Origin of the sequence: Clostridium sp. CM028, assembly GCF_030585565.1 — a bacterium.
GTDB classification, from domain to species: Bacteria; Bacillota; Clostridia; order Clostridiales; family Clostridiaceae; genus Clostridium_AD; species Clostridium_AD estertheticum_B.
On the sequence record NZ_CP077766.1, the window covers coordinates 3,037,153 to 3,057,732 of the forward strand.

General features: G+C 31.8%; 14 protein-coding genes and 1 pseudogene. 9 read left to right on the plus strand and 6 right to left on the minus strand.

The features are described 5' to 3' along the window. Positions 1-627: a class I SAM-dependent methyltransferase gene (locus KTC94_RS14300; RefSeq protein ID WP_220319562.1), complete on the minus strand. Its 627-nt coding sequence runs from the start codon at positions 625-627 to the stop codon at positions 1-3. Between the two features lie 387 nt (positions 628-1,014). Between KTC94_RS14300 and KTC94_RS14305 the strand changes: the two genes are divergently transcribed. The 4 genes and pseudogenes from KTC94_RS14305 to KTC94_RS14320 all read left to right on the plus strand — a co-directional run bounded on the left by KTC94_RS14305 (position 1,015) and on the right by KTC94_RS14320 (position 3,574). Beyond that, positions 1,015-1,824 (plus strand): nitroreductase family protein, encoded by an 810-nt coding sequence (locus KTC94_RS14305; RefSeq protein ID WP_220319563.1) that lies wholly within the window; start codon positions 1,015-1,017, stop codon positions 1,822-1,824. Between the two features lie 73 nt (positions 1,825-1,897). After that, a complete protein-coding gene (locus KTC94_RS14310; protein WP_216301839.1) occupies positions 1,898-2,188 on the plus strand; it encodes a YciI family protein in 291 nt (96 codons plus the stop codon). A gap of 26 nt (positions 2,189-2,214) precedes the next feature. Beyond that, a pseudogene (locus tag KTC94_RS14315) lies at positions 2,215-2,444 on the plus strand (DapH/DapD/GlmU-related protein); the annotation flags it as partial. Positions 2,445-2,809: 365 nt separating this feature from the next. Next, a complete protein-coding gene (locus KTC94_RS14320) occupies positions 2,810-3,574 on the plus strand; it encodes an MBL fold metallo-hydrolase (protein ID WP_220319564.1) in 765 nt (254 codons plus the stop codon). A gap of 589 nt (positions 3,575-4,163) precedes the next feature. On the opposite strand, the gene KTC94_RS14325 is transcribed toward KTC94_RS14320, so the two are convergent. The 3 genes from KTC94_RS14325 to KTC94_RS14335 are packed head-to-tail and all read right to left on the minus strand — an operon-like array spanning position 4,164 to position 5,057. Continuing rightward, complete coding sequence (locus KTC94_RS14325) at positions 4,164-4,382, minus strand: hypothetical protein (protein WP_220319565.1); 219 nt, start codon at positions 4,380-4,382, stop codon at positions 4,164-4,166. Positions 4,383-4,396: 14 nt separating this feature from the next. Next, positions 4,397-4,849, minus strand: a complete 453-nt coding sequence (locus KTC94_RS14330) for a hypothetical protein (protein WP_220319566.1) — start codon at positions 4,847-4,849, stop codon at positions 4,397-4,399. A gap of 1 nt (position 4,850) precedes the next feature. Continuing rightward, positions 4,851-5,057 carry a helix-turn-helix transcriptional regulator gene (locus KTC94_RS14335; protein ID WP_220319567.1) on the minus strand — a complete coding sequence of 69 codons (207 nt, stop codon included), beginning with the start codon at positions 5,055-5,057 and terminating at the stop codon, positions 4,851-4,853. A gap of 394 nt (positions 5,058-5,451) precedes the next feature. On the opposite strand from KTC94_RS14335, the gene KTC94_RS14340 reads away from it, so the two are divergent. Further along, positions 5,452-6,201, plus strand: a complete 750-nt coding sequence (locus tag KTC94_RS14340; RefSeq protein ID WP_258876386.1) for a class I SAM-dependent methyltransferase — start codon at positions 5,452-5,454, stop codon at positions 6,199-6,201. Between the two features lie 244 nt (positions 6,202-6,445). Here KTC94_RS14340 and KTC94_RS14345 read toward each other — a convergent pair whose 3' ends face one another. Further along, positions 6,446-7,633, minus strand: coding sequence for a cation diffusion facilitator family transporter (locus KTC94_RS14345; RefSeq protein WP_220286111.1), 1,188 nt, complete (start codon positions 7,631-7,633; stop codon positions 6,446-6,448). Between the two features lie 175 nt (positions 7,634-7,808). Here KTC94_RS14345 and KTC94_RS14350 point away from each other — a divergent pair, with 175 nt between their 5' ends. Both KTC94_RS14350 and KTC94_RS14355 read left to right on the plus strand, forming a co-directional pair. After that, on the plus strand, positions 7,809-9,110 hold the full coding sequence (locus KTC94_RS14350) for a M18 family aminopeptidase (RefSeq protein WP_220319568.1): 1,302 nt from the start codon (positions 7,809-7,811) through the stop codon (positions 9,108-9,110). Between the two features lie 165 nt (positions 9,111-9,275). Further along, the gene (locus KTC94_RS14355; protein WP_220319569.1) at positions 9,276-17,897 is read left to right on the plus strand and encodes a GH36-type glycosyl hydrolase domain-containing protein; all 8,622 of its coding nucleotides are present in this window, start codon (positions 9,276-9,278) and stop codon (positions 17,895-17,897) included. A gap of 54 nt (positions 17,898-17,951) precedes the next feature. Here the strand turns inward: KTC94_RS14355 and KTC94_RS14360 are convergent, their stop codons facing one another. Beyond that, complete coding sequence (locus KTC94_RS14360) at positions 17,952-18,167, minus strand: hypothetical protein (protein ID WP_220319570.1); 216 nt, start codon at positions 18,165-18,167, stop codon at positions 17,952-17,954. 401 nt (positions 18,168-18,568) lie between these two features. Here KTC94_RS14360 and KTC94_RS14365 point away from each other — a divergent pair, with 401 nt between their 5' ends. Both KTC94_RS14365 and trpS read left to right on the plus strand, forming a co-directional pair. Then, positions 18,569-18,943 (plus strand): desulfoferrodoxin, encoded by a 375-nt coding sequence (locus tag KTC94_RS14365; protein ID WP_220319571.1) that lies wholly within the window; start codon positions 18,569-18,571, stop codon positions 18,941-18,943. Between the two features lie 489 nt (positions 18,944-19,432). Then, entirely contained in the window at positions 19,433-20,428 is a 996-nt protein-coding gene (gene trpS, locus KTC94_RS14370) for a tryptophan--tRNA ligase (RefSeq protein WP_216301856.1), read from the plus strand. The last annotated feature ends 152 nt before the right edge of the window (positions 20,429-20,580 follow it).

Here is a 20,580-nt window from a genome sequence, read left to right on the forward strand (position 1 = left end):
TTATTTTTTTATATTAGCATTAATAGCAAAAGTCTTATAGTTTATTTTTTTAAAATTAAATGGCTTAAATCCAGTCTTTATTAAAAGGTCCTCAATTACTTTCTTAGAATATATTTTATAATCACCAGTATCACTTCTTTTGTAATATAAATTTAATACTTGTCTAATAACTACTGGTGCGGTTGGATCTCCAATAATTAATGTTCCATTAGATGTTAATATTCTCTTCATCTCCAATAATGTTTTATCTGGGTTTGGATAATGGTGAAATGATGCATTACATACAATCACATCAAAAGTATTATTTTTCCAAGGCATACATTCTGAATCGCTAACTTTTAAATCTGCGCTATTACCAAGATTTTTTTTAGCCATATCAATCATTTTTTCTGAAATATCTAAGCCATATAATTCTATATTACTATTTTCAACTAATTTCATCAATACATTTCCTGTGCCACATCCAACATCTAGTAATTTTTTAGGCTTAATAAGCATTATTCTGTTAATAATTTCATTATACATCGGAGCTACGAATTTACCATTAGCACTTTTATCGTAAGATTCAGCTTGTTTATTAAAATTTATTTTTGAATTCTCCTTAAAAACATTTTTATTGCTTTTCATATAAGTTCCTCCTCTGAATTATAGTACCGTATTGGTATAGTTCTAGTTTCGTACTATATTTATATAGTACCACTTTATTAATTAGAAGTAAACATTAATAAAAAATAGTGATGCTTCGATTTAAGAAAATCACTTAGATATAATTTTTTATAAATCACTGTGACTCATGTTGATAAAAAAAAGAGCATTATCCTCAGTAAAATAGATATAATTCGCATTAGTTCTGATTAATCAATTAAATTTGATTGATTTTAAATGCATAGTATGTAAATAGATACTATGCTACTAATAGGTGTGTACTTGTAAATAACGATGTTATCATGTAATATTATACCGTTGCAAGTACATTATGGAAATTATGAATATACAAAATAGGGGTGAACACCAATGGAATTAATTAAAGTAAACCAAGCAAAGTGTATTAAATGTGGAATTTGTACGAAAGTATGCCCACCAAAAGTTTTGGGTATGGGAGAAAATGGTCCTGTAGCAATTGAGCCACAAGCATGTATAGCCTGTGGGCAGTGTGTTGCCATATGCCCTCACAGTGCAATTGACAATATCAAAACACCTTTAAATAACCAGACCGATCTAAAAAAGTTCCCGGTTGTAAATGAAGAAACTGCTAAACAGTTTCTTAGGTCTCGTCGATCAATTCGCTGTTACAAAGACATGGCCGTGCAACGAGAACAATTAATTAAATTAGTTAATATTGCACGTTTTGCACCTACTGCCAGTAACCAGCAAGGAATATCATATATAATTGTAGAAGATAAAAAAATACTGAAAAAAGCTACTGAGGTTGTCATAGAATGGATGGAAGCACAAATTGAAAATCCTTTGCACCACTGGAGTTTTCCTTATCATGTTCGTGATTACAGAGAAACTGGGATAGATAAAGTATTACGTGATGCTCCAAATCTAATTTTAGCAATGGCTCCAAAAGAAATTAGAAATGGTAGAGAAAATACGATTTTTTCCTTTGCCTACATGGAACTGTTTGCAACTACCCTTGGGTTAGGCAGTTGTTGGGCCGGACTCTTTGAAATGTGTGCGTTTGATAATTATTATCCGTTGCTGGAATTGTTTAACATTCCAACAAATAAAGTATTAACAGGTGCAGTTATGGTTGGGTATCCCCAATATGGTTATAAGCGACTGGTAGATCGTAACCCATTAGATGTTACTTGGATTTAACGACAGTTTTCATAGTTAGGTCATAATCGTATAATAAGGTTGATTAAAAATAGTTTTTAGGAGGGGAATATTAATGTTTATTTTAGTATTGAAGTATATAAAGCCACTTGAGGAAGTTGAAAAAGAATTAAAACCACATATAAAACATTTAGAGAAATATTATTCATTACAAAAGTTTATTTGTTCAGGCAGAAGAAATCCGAGGGTAGGTGGAGTAATTCTTTGTAATGCAAAGAATAGGGAAGAAGTTAAAACAATAATTAAAGAAGATCCATTTTATATTAATAAAATTGCCGAATACGAAATAATTGAGTTTTCGCCTACAAAATATGCTGAGGGGTTTGAACATTTCATAAGTGAATAATCTTCTTATTATGCAAATCAAAAAATATTATAACATATCCATTTAATATTATGGGAAATATTGTGAAAAAGCTACACCTAGTCTTGAAGATATGCCTCTAAAAGGTGATACTGTAGTTGGTAATGATGTATGGATTGGACAAAATGTTACCGTAATGCCTTGTGTACATATAGGAGATGGTGCCATTATTGCAGCTAATTCTGTAGTAACAAAAGATATTCCACCATATCATATTCTAGGGGCGAATCCGTGTAAACAGTGTCATTCAGTTACGACCAACCTTTAACAGTTATAGGTCGCCAATCGGTAAAATCACTTGGTTTAATAACATTTCAGAAGGAAAGTCTCCCACTTCTATAAGTGGGGGTTACATGCCATAACAAATAGAAAACTTCAGTGGGAGTATAAATCTCCTTCCGAAGTCATTAATATTGCATCTCCGCAATAGCAACTGTAATTAATTATATAATTTATTCAATATTAGTGTTTAGTTTTTTTCTAAGGAGAGTAAAGTTAGATTTATATTTGAAAATACTAATTAAATAAGGATTATGAACCTTGATAGCATCTATTAACTTAGAGGGGATTTCAAAATTATATTAATAATGGAGGGGTACCAAAATGGAAATTATCCAATTAAAGCTTAGTGTGACTAATTGCTTTTTAATAAAAACTGATAACAAATATATTTTAATTGATACAGGATATGAATATGATTGGGATTTATTCTGTAAAAGATTAAAATCAGTTGGTGTTAGATTATCTGATATTAGTCATATTATACTAACGCATCATCATGATGATCATTGTGGATTGTTAAATAGAATATTGAAAGAAAATAGTAGTGTTCAAGTAGTAATGTCTTATCTTGCAAAAGATTTATTGTTAAAGGGAGAAAATGATCTAACACATGGTGGTGGACTCATAAACAAACGCATAAAACAATTGGTTTCCCTTAAGCAGATATATATTGGGATACATTTAAAAAGAATTATAGACAAAAAAAGCAATCTTAAATTTCCACCCTATAAGGTACGAGTAAATGATATTCTTGTTAAAGAAGAAATAAGGCTCAAAGATATTGGAATTAATTTAAACGGGAAAATACTGAAAACACCTGGACACACTATAGATTCTATTTCAGTATTGTTTGATAACGGTGATTGTATAGTAGGAGATGCCGCTGCTAATATGCTCAAATTTGCTGGAACAAAGTATTGTGTAATATTTATTTGCAATATTGATGAATATTATGAGAGTTGGAGAAAAATAATTTCCGAAAATTGCCAGAGAATATTCCCAGCACATGGGAACCCATTTTCAGTTGAAAAACTAAAAATAAATATAGGAAAGAACCAGAAAAAGAACATGGTTATGAAAAATTAGAAGTACAAAATAATCATTGATTTTGTGCCAGAGATTAAGATAAGGCAACAAAACATTAATGAGTATGAATTAATTTGCAAATAAAAAAACCAGCGACTCAATGTAGATTTTTCACATCAAGTCGCCGGTTTTTATGCGTATATCGGTGTCGCCCCTAAATCACCGCCGTTCCTATAAAAATCATAACCAAATAATTATAAAACTAATAACTGAAATTAATTTTACAATTATTGACACTGCTATATTTTTATTGTCTTCAATTACAAGTATTTTTTCATTCATATATACACCTCTTCCGTTAATTATAAAGTATGATTGTGAGTCTTGTGTGAAGTTAAAGCATTTAATTTAGAATTATCTAATTATATTATACAGTTTTTATTATTTTTCTTAGTATTTTATATTAGTTAGTTAAATATGTAATATTGCTAAAAATTTTAAAATAAATAGTCAATAGTTTAGTTTGTTTATAAAATAAGGAATGTAAACAAATTTAAAAGAGATTGCTTATTTGAATATAAAAGATAAGCATAAGGCTGTGTTTAAGCCTTATGCTTTCTCTATTAGTAAAATACACACTATTTGATTGTTAATTACTAGCAATTCTTCTAATAAGGTTCCTTTTAAAGTTTTTTAATTTACTTATATCATGATTTAAAGCATATAAACCAATGGTAGAGAATGCTATCAAAGCACCAAAGCAGAAACCCACAATAATACAGGGCAAATGAATGAAATGTCCTATGAAACATATGAAACCAAAAAAACTAGCAATGGTTAAATACTTATTAGAATGTCCTCTCTTCATACTAAATCTACCTCCTAAAATTTATTTCTGTAATATACTTTTAAGAATCCTTTTACGAGTGACATAAAAATTAGAACACCAAGTAAAGTGACAAAAACCATTTGATTGAAGAATCCAGCCATAATTGCGGCAGTTGCAATTACGCCTAAGGAAAAGTTAAAACCTACGCCACCAATTTTATTTTTAATAAGTGTTGTTCTCTCATCATGTTCCACTATATATAGTTTCTTTAATTTATCTTCGTTTTTCAATGATTTTCCATATTTCGTAATGTACATTACCATAACAAATTGCAAAAATATGAAGATACCTAATTGGAACCCATGTATAAAATCAGTAATAGGTTCATTAATTATTGCTGTCATATTTTCTAAGTTTACAATTAATGTAATGAAGGCAACTGCCAACACATTAAATGTTGCCATAAGTCCTATTTTTTTCTTTACTACTTTTCGATATTCTTCCATTTTATAATTCCTCCACTTCTGAAAAATTAAAAACTTCTTCAATTTTCAAATTAAAATATTTTGCTATTTTATATGCAAGAACAAGTGATGCTGTATATTTTTCGCGCTCTAGGGATGTGATTGTCTGCCTTGTAACACCAACTGCTAATGCTAGTTCTTCTTGAGATAATTTATGTTTTTTTCGTAGTTCCTGAATACATGTTTTCATCTCAGCTCTCCTTTGCAATGTTTGCTTTGCATTTTAAGCATAGTGTACTTTGCATTAAATGTCAAGCATGCTTTGCAAAAAAAACAAAAAATGTTTTCAACAAAAGAAAGCGACGTGAGAAGATATATTACTAATAAAAGTCTTTTAAAGGAAAATCCAATTCCTTGAAAAACAGTAGGGAAAAGTTATGTATTAGTAAAAAGACTGGTTATAAAACGGCGGGAACTTCATATAGTTTTAAATAGTAAGAAAGTAAGAATAGAATATTCCTTAGTAACACATAACAATTAATAACTATTATGCGTTCCTAAGTTATTTGAGAAATTTTTTTTACATAAGCTAGGGTTCTATAGAACTCAATGGTTAGTGCTACAATTAGTGAGGAGGAATTATATTGAAAAATTTACTACAGCAGAAGCAAGTTATAAATAAAGACTCAGTTTCGCTTAATGCTTATGAAGAAATGGCTGAACATTATTTTAAATATGTAGATACAAAACCATTTAATGCCTACTATGAAAGACCTGCAACCGTATCAATGCTTACAGATGTAAAAGGAAAGAAAGTTCTAGACGCAGGTTGTGCTGCGGGGTGGTATACCAAGTTGTTATTAGATAAGGGTGCAAGTGTAATTGCATTAGATTTCAGTCCAAACATGATAGAAATGACTAAAAGAAGAGTTGGGAATAAAGCTAAAATCATAAGGGCAGATCTGAATGAGCCATTAGATTTTATTGATGATGAATCTATAGATGTTATTTTATCATCATTGACACTTCACTATATTAAAAATTGGGAGGTGGTAATGAGTGAATTTAATAGAATTCTAAAGAAAGGAGGGCAACTGGTTTTTTCCGTCCATCATCCGTTTATGGATTTTAAGTTATCTAGTAAGGAAAATTACTTTTTGACAGAATTATTAGATGATGAGTGGACCACAAACAAGGGAAAAGTAAAAGTTCAATTTTATAGGAGGCCTTTAAGCAAAATCATAGCATCAGTAATTAAGTCGGGTTTTACAATAGAAAAACTATTGGAACCTATGCCGGTAGAACAATTTAAAACTGAAGAGCCTAATATATATGATAAATTAACTAAAAACCCCCAGTTTTTATTTATAAAGGCAAAAAAATTAACTGATTAAGTTAACATCATATTCTTAATATCCTGTAAGAAAAGAATATATGTTTTGTGTCGATATTGTAATTTTATTGTGCAATAAAATTCATTTATATAATCGGAGGGGTTAATAGACATGGATATAAGATGTAGTGATCCATCAGCGATAGAATACTCTAATGAGCAAAAAAAGTATATATTACGTAAAATGCATTGAAGTAGTTCTTAGCGAAGAGAATGCATCTGTAGTAATATATACTTTTTTAATTTTATTGGACTCCTAAATAATCTCTATCTAAGGTCATTATGGCATTATAATTTGGGTAGCATTTTTTTAGTTCTTTATTGATTTCATCTTCTAGGTTAAGTCCATCAACATCTGTAAAGCTTGGGTTAAAATCAATTACAGCATCAAAAATAAGATTTTTATGTTCGCCCTCGCCTACAATTCTAAAGTCATGAATTGATTTTATTATAGAAAAAGACTTTAATACATCTAAAAGTTCCAAACGAGAGGCATTAACATCTTCATCATCTGTATTTATAGGGTCCATGTGAATAACTAGATAAATGTTAAATTCTTCAGAAATTTCTTTTTCAGCTGTGTCGATAATTTCGTGAATTTTAACTATAGAAATATCACAAGGAACTTCAGCGTGAATAGAACCCATACATCTACCTGGACCATAGTTATGGATAACTAAATCATGGGCACCGGTAATATGATCATAGGTAAGCAGTTTTTCCTTAAGGCCGTTTACTAAATCCTTATCAGGAGCTTCACCAAGAAGCGGGTTCATAGTTTCGCGAATAAGCTTGTAGCCAGCATATATTATGATAAAGGATACAAGGATTCCTATGTATCCATCTATGGGAAGGTCGATCCAAATAGACAGAAGTAGTGATAGTGCAACGCAGCTTGAACTAACAACATCACTTAATGCATCAGTTGAAGAAGCTTCAAGGGCTGAAGATTTTATAGCCTTGCCCATGGTCTTATTAAATCCACTAATCCAAAGTTTAAATCCTATAGAGGCTAATATTAATACAAAGGGTATAAGTTTGAATATTACTTTTGAGGGATGAATTACTCTATCAAAAGAGGTTTTAATAAATTCAAAACCTACTAGTATTACTAAAAAGGAAACTATAAGTCCGGAAATATATTCAAGCCTTCCGTGACCAAATGGATGCTCCTTGTCTGGTGGCTTACTAGCTAGTTTAAAACCTAGAATTGTAATAACAGAAGAAGCAACGTCTGAAAGATTATTAAAGGCATCTGCAGTAATTGCTATACTATTTGATATTATTCCTATAATTAGTTTTGTAGTAAAAAGAACTAAGTTCACTATAATTCCAACTAAGCCGCCTAGGTAACCATAAGCTTCTCTTACTTTTTTATTATTAACATCCTCCGAATTTTTTACGAATTTTGAAATTAAAAATTTTGATAACATATTTTTCACCTCTGATTATATAGTATAATTTAAAAAGTTAATTTTAAACATATATTCGATAATTAATTATAGCATTTATTTGGATTTTATAGAAATTTTATTAAAAAAATTGTTATAATAGAGAAGGGGATAAGCAAAGTAATTATGTGCTTTAACACTCATTGGAGGAATATATATGAATAAGGAATTAGAATTTGCCCAAAATCTTATTGATTTTATTTATGATAGTCCAACATCTTATCATGCTGTAGCAAAGGTTAAAGAAGATTTATGTAAAGAAGGCTTTGTGGAAATTAAAGAAGAAGAAAAGTGGAACCTTAAAAAAAGCGGGAAATATTTTGTGACTAAAAATGACTCCGCACTAATTGCGTTTGTAGTTGGAAAGGGAGAAATCGAAGAAAATGGCTTTAAAATTATTGGCGCTCATACAGATTCGCCTACATTTAGAATTAAACCAGCACCAGAAATGGTAGTAGATAATACGTATGTAAGATTAAACACAGAGGTTTATGGCGGACCTATATTAAATACTTGGATGGATAGGCCTCTTGCAATAGCTGGACGGGTAGCTTTGCGAGACAAAAATATTCTATATCCAGAAACTAAGTTAGTAAATATTAAAAAGCCTATAATGATAATTCCTAATTTAGCTATTCATATGAATAGAGAAATAAACACTGGAATTGAACTAAATAAGCAAAAGGATACATTGCCACTACTTTCAATGGTGAGCAACGAATTAGAAAAAGATAATTATCTTATGAGTGCCATTGCAAAGGAATTATCTGTAGATCATAAACAAATTATAGATTTTGATTTATTCCTTTATGAATACGAAAAGGGTTCAATTATCGGGTTAAACAATGAATTTATATCAAGCTCAAGATTAGATGATTTAGCAATGGTACATGCAGGAATAAGAGCACTAGCTATAGCGCCAGCCGCAGAGGCAACAAATGTAATGGTTTGTTTTGATAATGAAGAAGTAGGAAGCTCAACAAAGCAAGGTGCGGACTCAAATATGCTAGTTAATATATTAGAGCGTATTACAATATCTTTAGATAAAAATCGTGAGGATTTTTTAAGATCAATTTCTAAATCTTTTATGATATCAGCGGATAATGCACATGCTGTTCATCCTAATAGTCCAGAAAAGAATGACCCAACAAATAAGCCTTATATGAACAAAGGCCCAGTTATAAAAATTAATGCTAATCAAAACTACACAACTGATAGTAACTCTGATGCAGTTTATGAATTAGTTTGTGAAAAAGCAGGGGTGCCGGTGCAAAAATTTGTTAATCGTTCTGATGCACGTGGTGGGTCAACTATAGGACCAATATCTTCAACTCATTTAAATATACGCTCGGTAGATATAGGAAGCCCAACTCTAGCTATGCATTCTATAAGAGAACTAGGCGGAGTAATAGACCATACTTATGTTACGAAATCATTTGAAGAATTTTATAAAATTTAATAAAAAGATAACTTAAGCACATTTAAAAAGAACTCACAATGTTTCATTGTGAGTTTTTTTTGTTGTTTTTGCTAATAATTAAACAATTAGTTGGAGATAATAATTTCAACTAGGTCTAAAACTTTACAAATATTATTAACAAAAAGTGTTGAAAGGGTGTTTATAATGCCATATGCTACATTAGGGGCAATAGCCGTAATAAGTATTTTAATCTACATAGTGATAAGAAAAAATCTGAATTATTATGAAGAGGAAAATTTACTAAAAGATGTTCCAACCATAAATGTGAATAGAGAAGATTTAGAGAAACATGCTTTCGAAATGGCACGTCATTATGCTGATGTGAAAAAAACTAATTGTAAGAAAAAGCTTATTAGTAATTTAGATAGAAGTTATGAAATGATTTTAAATGGCTATGATAGCATGGATAAAGAAGAAAAAAATAAAAAAGATGTATTGCCTGCTTCTGAATGGCTTTTGGATAATCTTTACTTGGTAGAGAAGGAGTATAAGAGTATAAAATATAACATGCCACAAAATTATTATAAAGACTTACCGGTGATATACAAAGGTTTCATGAAGGGCTATCCAAGAGTTTATCATATTGCTATAGAAATAGCATCTCACACCGATGGTAGGATGGATGAAACAGTTATTGAAAATTTTATTAGGGCCTATCAAAGGAGTGCTGTACTGACGTCTGGTGAACTTTGGGCTATTCCTATAATGTTAAGAATAGCATTAATTCAAAATATTAGTAGGATAACTGAAAAAATTGTTAAAGCGAAGCAAGATAAAAAAGAAGCAGAAAAAGTTGCAGAGCGTTTAATCAATGCTTTTAATGAAGATAAAATTGTCAAAGAGATATATTTATTAGAAAATGAGAAATTTACATTCAATTCTCATTTTACAGAAAGATTATTGAAATTGTTAAGGGATAATGGTATTGATTCTAAAGAGGTTTATGATTATATAGATGAAAGGCTTGGAGCGCAGGAAACAAGCCTAGAAGAAATTATAGTATTAGAGCATCAAATGGAAGCTAATTTTGAAATATCTATGGCAAATTCAATTAATAGTATAAGGGTTATTGAAGGTTTAAATTGGGAAAATTATTTTGAAAAGCTAAGTGCTGTAGAGGGTATTTTGAGAGAAGATCCTTCACATATTTATAGAGAAATGGATTTTCAATCTAGAGATAAGTATAGACACGAAATAGAAAAAATATCTAAAAATATAAAGCTTCCAGAATCATATATAGCAAAAAAAGCTATTGAATGTTGCGAAGAAAGTGAATTTTCAGAAAATAATACCTATGAACAACATGTTGGATATTATTTGATAGATAAGGGACTAAATAAATTAAAGCGAAAAATAGGATATGAGAATACTGGTATAGAGAGGCTCAAAAACAGCATAAAGAAGAATGTAGAGAATTTTTATATAGGCACTATTATTATATTTACAACGATAATAATATGTCTAATTATTGCGAGTAGCCTATTAAATGATAGTAATAAAGATTTATGGAGATATTGTCTTGCCATAATTGTTATATTAGTACCCTGTAGCGAAATAGTAATATCGATTTTCAACTGGAGTGTAAGTGTTCTGAGTACTCCTTCTTTTATTCCTAAAATGGATTTTAAAGAAGTAATACCAGAAAAATATAGTACGGTTGTAGTAATTCCAACACTATTAAATAATCCTAGTAGGGTAGTCGAATTAATAAATGATTTAGAAGTATACTATTTAGCCAATGCTCAGGAAAATTTGTTTTTTGCATTACTGGGTGACTTTAAAGATAGTGATACTGAGGAGGAAGTAGAAGATAAGTCAATAGTTAATGTTGGGCTTTTAGCCATAGAAAGTTTAAATAAAAAGTATTGCAAGCCTGATAAAAAGATATTTTTCTTTCTAAATAGACATAGACAGTACAATGAAAAAGAAAACAAGTGGATTGGATTTGAACGAAAACGCGGAAAGCTTATGGAGTTTAATGAGTTTTTAAGAGGTAACGAGAATACTAGTTACGATGTAATAAGCAGCAATCCTCTGAATCTTAGAAAGGTTAAATATGTTATTACATTAGATGCGGACACGAAGCTTCCAAGGGACTCTGCAAAAAAACTTATAGGTGCTATGGCTCATCCACTAAACAATGCTGTCATAAATAATACTAAAAAGAAAGTGGATAGAGGTTACGGTTTAATGCAACCGAGAGTAGGAGTGTCTATTCTTAGCGCAAACAAAACTCTATTTTCAAAGATATTTTCTGGGGAAACGGGTATAGATATTTATACTACTGCTGTATCTGATGTATACCAGGATTTATTTGGGGAAGGGATTTTTACTGGAAAAGGAATTTATAATGTAGATGTATTTAATTATATGTTAAAAGATGAAATACCTGAAAATACTGTATTAAGCCATGACTTGTTAGAGGGCTGCTATGTTAGGACTGCATTAGTTACTGATGTGGAATTCATAGATGGATACCCAGCTTATTACAATTCTAGTTGTATGAGATTACACAGGTGGACTAGAGGTGATTGGCAATTATTACCTTGGATTACAAAACATTCGCCAATAAATAAAATATCTAAATGGAAAATATTTGATAATTTAAGGAGGAGCTTACTCGCACCCTCCATTACAATTTTGCTCATACTTGCATTAGGTGGAATATTGCCTAATGGGACGGATAAATGGGTTATTGCAGCATTTGTTGCGGTTTTAGCACCTATACTTTTTGATGTATCCGAAGCTGTAGTTTCTCCTGCTGCAGGTATAAGTTTATCGGGTAAAATTCAAAATGGGTCTATGGCTATAGAACAAATATTTTTGATTATTTGTTTTATACCTTTTCAAGCGTATATGATGTTGGATGCCATAATTAGAACATTATATAGAATAATGATAAGCAAGAAAAATTTATTAGAGTGGCAGACAGCGGCAGACGTAGAGGTGAAACTAGGGAAAAAACTTAAAAATTTCATAGCTTTTATGTGGATTGAAAGTGCAATTTCACTTTTGATTTTATTTTTAGCATTTAATTCAAGTTTGAGTATTGGGTTTCTTAGTATACCGTCCTGTGTGCTTTGGTTTTTAAGCCCTGTAATTGCATATGTTATAAGTCGCGATAGAAGTTTAGAAACTTTTAAAATGATGGTTGAAGAAAAGATCTTTTTAAGGAAATTAAGTAGGAAAACTTGGGCGTATTTTGAGGATTTTGTCAATGACGAAAATAATTGGCTTGGACCAGATAATTATCAAGAAGATCCGCCTAATGGATTAGCCCAGAGAACTTCACCCACTAATATGGGTATGGAATTAACGTCAAATATAGTTGCCTATGATCTAGGGTATATAGGCATAATGGAAGTAACACAAAGAATAGAGAAAATTATGACTTCAATTGAGGACATGGTTACGTATAAAGGTCATTTTTATAATTGGTATGATACTAAAACTAAAACTCCACTTTATCCTAGATATGTGTCCACTGTGGATAGCGGGAACTTAGTTGGTTATCTCTGGTTGGTTTCTCAATCACTAGAAGAATATTTGTGTAATCCAATATTTAATCTTGTGCAAGTGGAGGGTTTGCAAGACACAATAAGGCTTGCTAGTGAAGAAATAGAAGAATCCAAAGAAATGAAAGAATTATATCATCAAGTGATTGTCACCTTAGGCAATGACAAAACAGATTTTTATTCTTGGAGAACTGTGCTTGTAGATTTAGCATCAAGGGTTACGGAAGTACAAAAAGGCAAGGAGCCATATTGGAATAAAAAACTCAAAGGTGATGTGGATAAGTTCTTAGAGGAAATAAATGAATTTTTCCCTTGGTTTGAGTTTATCCATGAAAAAAACTTTGATATAGACATTAGTAATTCTTTAAAAAGCTTAATCGAAAACACAGCAATAAATTGTATTCCAGAAAAAACCACCAACATATTAAATATGTTAAATGGCATGTCAAAAAGTGATGAATCTTTAGAGAAATTAAAAGATTTACTGCAAAATACAAAAGAAAAAGCTCAAGTGGTTATTAGTAGCATTGAGAGCTTAAAAGAAAGACTAAATTCAATGGCAGAAGCTACTGATTTTAAAATGTTGTATGATGAAGAAAGAGAACTGTTTAGAATTGGATATGACGTTGAGAATGATAGTCTAGGTAAGAGCTATTACGATTTACTTGCGTCTGAGTCAAGGCAGGCTAGCTTTGTTGCCATAGCAAAAGGAGATGTTCCTAAAAAACACTGGTTTAAGCTTGGTAGGTCTATGACTCTTATGGGTAAAAGTAAGGGATTAGTTTCTTGGAGTGGGACCATGTTTGAATATATGATGCCCCTACTTATAATGAAAAATTATCCGGAAACAATGCTAGATGAAACTTATAAAGCTGTAATTGGGGCACAAAAGAAATATTGTAATGAAAGAGGGGTGCCTTTTGGAATATCTGAATCTGCATTTTATAATTTCGACATAAATTCAAATTACCAATACAAGGCATTTGGGGTAGCAGGAGTAGGACTCAAGTCAGGACTCGAAGATGAATTGGTTATTGCGCCATACGCTACTGTTATGGCACTGCAAACTGATTTTAGAGGATCTTATGATAATCTTAAGAGCCTTGCTTTGGAAGGATTAGAAGGAACTTATGGTTTTTATGAAGCGGTAGATTATACTAAAAATAGAATGTTAAAGGAGGAACCTAAGGCTATTATTAAGTGCTTCATGATTCATCATGAAGGTATGAGCTTAATGGCAATAGACAATGTATTATTAAATAATATTCTTCAAAAAAGATTTCATACTTTGCCAAAGGTCAAAGCTACAGAGCTATTGCTTCAAGAGAAAATTTCTAAGAGAGTGGTATATGATAGAAAATATAAATTTAATATATCAGGAACTACTATAGGAAAACAAAAGATTATAGTTAGAAAATATATTACAGCTAAAACGGAAACTCCAGAAACACATTTAATTTCTAATGGAAGTTATTCGCTAATGATTTCTAATAGCGGGTCAGGGTATGCTATGCGAGATAGAACTATGATTTATAGATGGAGGGAAGATGTCACTAAGGACAATACAGGCATGTTCGTGTATATCAAAGATATGGATGAACATGAATACTTCAGTGCAGCTTATGAACCTTGTAAAAAGGTAGGGAATAGTTATGAGGTAACATTCGCCTTAGACAAAGCTGAATTTACAAGGGACGATGGTGATATTACTACTCGCACGGAAATCACTGTGTCTACAGAGGATGACTCAGAGGTAAGAAGATTATCCATTACAAATCATGGTACCGTAAGTAAAAGTTTAGAAATAACAAGCTATTTAGAAGTAACTCTAGCTCATTATGATGCAGACATAGTCCATCCAGCTTTTGGGAATCTATTTGTAAAAACAGAGTATATAGATAATCCTAGCTGCATCCTGGCAACGAGAAGACCTAGGGCTAAGGGTAAAAATCAACCTTGGATTATGCAAACTGTTGCAACGGAGGGAACTACCGTAGGAACTGTTCAATATGAGACTAGCAGAGAGAGTTTCATAGGGCGTGGTGAAAATACAATACACCCTATAGCAATGAAGCAAGACTCAATTTTATCCAATACTGTAGGGGCGGTGCTTGACCCTATAGTAAGTATGAGGAGAAGAGTAAATATAAAACCTGGTGAAACGTGCATTATAGCTTTCACTACTTCGATAGCTGATAGTAAAGTGGAAGTAATAAGTTTAGCTAAGAAATATAGTGAACTTCACAATGTAAATGCGGTGTTTGAACTGGCGTGGAGCCAAACTCAGGTAGACATGAAATATCTAGGTATAAAATCTAGCCAAGCAAATTTATACCAAGTAATGGCTTCTAAAATATTATTTTTAAATTCCACTTTTAAACAAAGAGAAGAAAATATAAAAAATGTAAAGAAGGGACAATTTACGCTTTGGGGATATGGTATTTCAGGAGATTTACCTATAATTCTACTTATAGTTCGTGAGAGCAAAGATAAAGATCTCGTTCGTCAACTTTTAAATGCCCATGAATACTTAAGCCTTAAAGGGTTAAGAGTTGATTTGGTAATAATAAATCTTCAAAAAGCCTCATATGATCAGCCTTTACAAACTGATATTAAGGATTTTGTGTGCAGTAGTCATTTAAGAGATAAAGAAAATAAACCTGGAGGGCTCTTTATACTTAATAAGGCTACTATTATGGAGGAGGATATAGAGCTTTTAATAGCTATAGCTAGAATAGTTATAGATTCCCGCAAGGGAATGTTAGTATCTCAAATTCAGAACAATTTAAAGAAAATAGAAAAACAACCATTATTACAGATTGTAGAAAATCAATTTAAATGGAAAGAGCACAAGTTTAATATGAAACCGTTAGAGTACTTTAATGACTTAGGAGGCTTTAATGTAGAAAGTGAAAACTATACTATTCTACTTAAGGATTTTAATAATACACCAGCACCTTGGATAAATGTAATTTCAAATGGTGATTTTGGATTCCATGTATCAGAATGTGGATCAGCTTATACATGGTACCTTAATAGCCGCGAAAATAAAATTACTAATTGGTCTAATGATTGGGTAAGCGATGAATGCTCAGAAGCTATATATTTGCGAGATGATGCTTATGGCAATGTGTGGAGCATTACACCTAAACCAATAAGGGATGGTGGAGAATACTTAATTGAGCATGGCTTTGGATATTCAAATTTCAAGCATGAAGCTTTTGGAATTATGGGTGAAGTAACCATGTTTGTGCCTAGGTCGCATAACGTTAAGCTATGCAAAATAAAACTTAGAAATAATAGTGATATAGCAAGAGATATAAGTATAACCTACTACGCAGAACTTGTGATGGGGGTTGTACGAGAGCATACTGCTCAGCATATTGTTACTCATTTGAATGAAGAGAAGGAATATATATATGCTACAAATTGTTATAGTCAGCATTTTGGGAAAATAAATGCTTTCTTAAGATTATTTGGAGGCGGGCAACAAAGCTTTACTGGCAATAGAAGTGAATTTTTAGGCAGAGGAGGAAGTGTAGAGGAACCTGAGGTACTAAAGAGAGTAAGACTTTCAAACAATGTAGGAGCAGGACTCGATCCATGTCTTGCAGTCACTTCAAAAATTCATATAGAACCTAATATGGAGATTGAATTAGTAGCGATGCTTGGTGAAAATGAAAATTTGGAAAATGTTTCTAAAACTATTGGCGAATTTGAAGATTTTAAGAGAGTGGATACTGAACTCGAAAATGTAAAGAACTATTGGAACAAATTACTTCATACGTTGCAAGTTAAGACTCCGGATAAGAGTATGGACTTAATGCTTAATGGATGGCTAATGTACCAAACTATAGTGTGCAGGTTATGGTCGAGAACTGCTTTTTACCAATCTGGTGGAGCTTATGGCTTTAGAGATCAGCTTCAGGATGTTATGTCACTAGGCATGATTGAGCCAAGTATGACTAAAAAACAGATTCTATACAGTGCTTCAAGGCAATTTGTTGAAGGTGATGTGCAACATTGGTGGCATCCGGTTGTAGATAGTGGTATAAGAACAAGGTTCTCCGATGACTTATTATGGCTACCTTATGTCACTATGGATTATATAAAAAACACAGGGGATTTTTCTATTCTTGATCAGCAAGCTCAGTATTTAATGGATACGCCACTAACAGACGGTGAAGATGAAAGATATAATATTTCTGGAAGGGCAGATTTTACAGGTAGTATATATGAACATTGCATAAAAGCTATAGATAAAAGCCTTAAATTCGGTCCTCATAACATTCCACTAATGGGTAGTGGAGATTGGAATGATGGAATGAGTACCGTTGGGAATAAGGGCAAAGGTGAAAGCGTATGGCTTGGTTGGTTCTTATATGATATACTAGGAGATTTCTTTGAAGCTTGCACATATAAAAACGATGATGAAAGAATACAGAAATACAAGGAGATGCAAGAATATATAAGGATAAATCTAGAGGAAAACGCATGGGATGGTAATTGGTATAGGAGAGCATATTTTGATGACGGCACGCCACTAGGATCATCTCAAAATGAGGAGTGTAAGATAGATTCCCTATCTCAATCATGGGCAGTTATATCAGGAGCTGCAGATAAAGAAAGGGCAGAGGAGGCTATGAAGTCATTAGAGCATTATTTAATAAAAGAAGATAATGGAATGATTTTGCTTTTAACTCCTCCTTTTAATAAATCTACTTTGGAGCCAGGTTATATAAAAGGCTATGTGCCGGGAGTTAGAGAGAATGGTGGACAATATACACACGCTGCAACTTGGGTAATTCTTGCCTTTGCTAAACTTTACAAAGGTGACATGGCGGCAAAGCTCTATAATATGATAAACCCTATTAATCATACAAAAACACTGCCTCAGTGTGAAAGATATAAAACTGAGCCTTACGTAATGACTGCTGATGTTTATGGAAAAGAACCTCATGTAGGACGCGGAGGGTGGAGTTGGTATACTGGAACCTCAGGGTGGATGTATAGAACGGGAATAGAGGCGATTTTAGGGTTTAAACTAAAGGAGGGAAAAGGGTTTACCATTGAACCTTGTGTGCCAGAGGAATGGCCACAGTATGAGATTATATATAAAAAAGATAAATTCGAATATGTGATTGAGGTTAAGCGCCAGGGAAACAAAGGAATTTGGCTTGATGGTAATTTATGCGAAGATGGATTGGTTCCATTTATTGATGGAGTGCATAAAGTTGAAGTTATAATATAAAAAAACAGGTGACTTCTAATAAGAAGTCATCTGTTTTTATAGCTTTAAAACAAGTTAGTCTTCTGTATCTGGAATTTCTTGGCCACCATTATAGGTATAGTCAAATTCAACATTAGATATATTCATAGAAACTATAGGATCAGTTACTGGGTTTGGTAGCATAGTAGAATCATTTTCAGAGTAAGATCTTATCTCCTTCTCTTCTAATTCATAAAAATCTCTATCGTAGGGTGCATATACTTTTGTTTGCTTCTTAAGGTCCTTAGCCATGTTCATACCTCCTTTTATATTATATTGTATTATATAGTATTCCACGAAAGAGAGAAAAAAATGAAGGTAATATTAGTTAAATCATCTCCTGCGGAGCTGCAACAGCTTCGTAGAAGATGCATAGCTTCTAAGAAGATAAATTGACGACTTCAGAAGGCGAATTATACTCCCACTTATAGAAATGGGAGGCTTTTCTTCTGAAACGTCGTTAAATCATATTGGTGCATATAATGAATTGAATTAGCATAAAATACATATGTAAATAAAATTCAAAAAAAAGAGGTAATTTTCAAACAAATGTAGAATAATATATATCTAATTACTATCAATAGATAACGGTTATAAATTGAAAAAATATAATAAGTATTTTATAGATTTTCAAATTTAAAGGAGGAATAAAAATGACTGAATTAAGACAAATTTACAAATGCGATGTATGTGGAAATATAGTTGAAGTTGTTCATAACGCTGGCGGAACTTTAGTATGTTGTGGAAAACCAATGACACTTAAAGTAGAAAATACTCAGGATGCAGCAGCTGAAAAACATGTTCCCGTAATTGAAAAAATAGAAGGTGGAATTAGGGTTAAGGTTGGAGCAGTTGAGCACCCAATGCTTGAAGAACATCATATTGAATTTATTGAAGTACACACAGAAAATAAGGTGTACAGAAAATACTTAAAACTAGGTGAAAAACCAGAAGCAGAATTTAAGTTAGAAGAAAAAGTGGTATTCGTAAGAGAATACTGTAATTTACACGGACTTTGGAAAGCATAAAATTTAAAATTATTATTGACAATTTAAGTGAATAGGCATAATATAATTTAAATAACTTATAATGTTATAGTCTTTGATGAGAAGTAAGTAAATTTAAAAACAGATTCACAGAGAGTCGTTGATGGTGGAATTACGATAACTATGTTTAAATTGAATGGATCTCTAAGACTCGGGATGAAATGCAGTAGTCCTTGACGTAAGCCTTACGTTATAAAGGTAGGATATACAAGTGTATCTGTTTAAGTAGAAGCTTTAATGTAGCTTGTAAGTGTTAGGTGGTACCGTGTATATACGCCCTATGGATTTATCCATAGGGCTTTTTTTGTATTTAGCACATTTAGAATAATGAAAAAATAAGATATTGATTAGAAAGCATATGAACAAGAATTAGCATTCGGATCAATATATGATTTTCATTTATTATTATTATTATTATTATTATTATTATTATTATTATTATTATTATTATTATTATAGGAGATGATTATTTTGGAAGAAAATAAAAAGGTGATATTTAGTGGGATTCAACCTTCGGGCGACTTAACACTAGGAAATTATTTAGGAGCTATAAAAAATTGGGTTAAATTACAAGAAGAATATGAATGCTATTTTTGTGTGGTGGATTTACACGCGATTACAGTAAAGCAAGAACCAAAGGATTTGAGAAGAAGAACCTTAGAAATGTTGGCTATTTACATAGCTTCAGGTATTGATCCTGAGAAAAATACTATGTTTATTCAATCACATGTATCCGCACATAGTGAAGCTGCTTGGCTTTTAACTTGTTCTACTTACATGGGAGAATTAAGCAGAATGACTCAATACAAAGAAAAATCTAAAAACAGTGAGAGTGTAGGAGCAGGATTATTGACATATCCGGTGCTAATGGCATCAGATATTTTATTATATCAAACTAATTTAGTGCCTGTAGGAAAAGATCAAACTCAGCATCTTGAAATTGCCAGGGATATAGCTGAAAGATTCAATAAAACCTATAGTGATACCTTTGTAATACCTGAACCATATATAGGTAAATCGGGGGCTAAGGTAATGGATCTACAAGAACCAACTAAAAAAATGTCTAAATCAGGAGAGAATGTTAATGGATTCATTTTAATAATGGACCCACCGGAAGTTATAAGAAAGAAAGTAAACAGATCAGTTACAGATAGCTTAGGGGTTGTTAAGTATAACGACGAACAATTAGGCGTTAAGAACTTAATGACTATATTAATGGCTATAACTGGTATTTCTATAGGTGAAATAGAAGAAAAATATGAAGGATTAGGTTATGCTCAATTTAAAAAAGATGTAGCAGAAGCAATAGTTGCAGAACTTGAACCTATACAGATAAAGATTAAGGAATACATAGGGAAAAAAGCTTATTTAGAAGAAATTTATAAAAAGGGTTCGGAAAAAGCTAACTATGTGGCTAATAAGACACTAAGGAAAATGCAAAAGAAAATAGGATTTATACCAAGATAAAGTATAAAATTCTCCAGGGGGACTTGTAATAAGAAACTTCATACTATAATATATAGCTCACAGCTGGTAGTACAACCTTAGTTGACAGATTTCTTGATTAAAGCTAGAATTGATAGGTAGAGAAATGAAAAGTGAAATTTAGAACCACTAGC

Bases quoted from the DNA above. Each gene is read 5' to 3' on its own strand.
- KTC94_RS14300 (WP_220319562.1), bottom strand. From the start codon at position 627: ATGAAAAGCAATAAAAATGTTTTTAAGGAGAATTCAAAAATAAATTTT.
- KTC94_RS14305 (WP_220319563.1), top strand. From the start codon at position 1,015: ATGGAATTAATTAAAGTAAACCAAGCAAAGTGTATTAAATGTGGAATT.
- KTC94_RS14310 (WP_216301839.1), top strand. From the start codon at position 1,898: ATGTTTATTTTAGTATTGAAGTATATAAAGCCACTTGAGGAAGTTGAA.
- KTC94_RS14320 (WP_220319564.1), top strand. From the start codon at position 2,810: ATGGAAATTATCCAATTAAAGCTTAGTGTGACTAATTGCTTTTTAATA.
- KTC94_RS14325 (WP_220319565.1), bottom strand. From the start codon at position 4,382: ATGAAGAGAGGACATTCTAATAAGTATTTAACCATTGCTAGTTTTTTT.
- KTC94_RS14330 (WP_220319566.1), bottom strand. From the start codon at position 4,849: ATGGAAGAATATCGAAAAGTAGTAAAGAAAAAAATAGGACTTATGGCA.
- KTC94_RS14335 (WP_220319567.1), bottom strand. From the start codon at position 5,057: ATGAAAACATGTATTCAGGAACTACGAAAAAAACATAAATTATCTCAA.
- KTC94_RS14345 (WP_220286111.1), bottom strand. From the start codon at position 7,633: ATGTTATCAAAATTTTTAATTTCAAAATTCGTAAAAAATTCGGAGGAT.
- KTC94_RS14350 (WP_220319568.1), top strand. From the start codon at position 7,809: ATGAATAAGGAATTAGAATTTGCCCAAAATCTTATTGATTTTATTTAT.
- KTC94_RS14355 (WP_220319569.1), top strand. From the start codon at position 9,276: ATGCCATATGCTACATTAGGGGCAATAGCCGTAATAAGTATTTTAATC.
- KTC94_RS14360 (WP_220319570.1), bottom strand. From the start codon at position 18,167: ATGGCTAAGGACCTTAAGAAGCAAACAAAAGTATATGCACCCTACGAT.
- KTC94_RS14365 (WP_220319571.1), top strand. From the start codon at position 18,569: ATGACTGAATTAAGACAAATTTACAAATGCGATGTATGTGGAAATATA.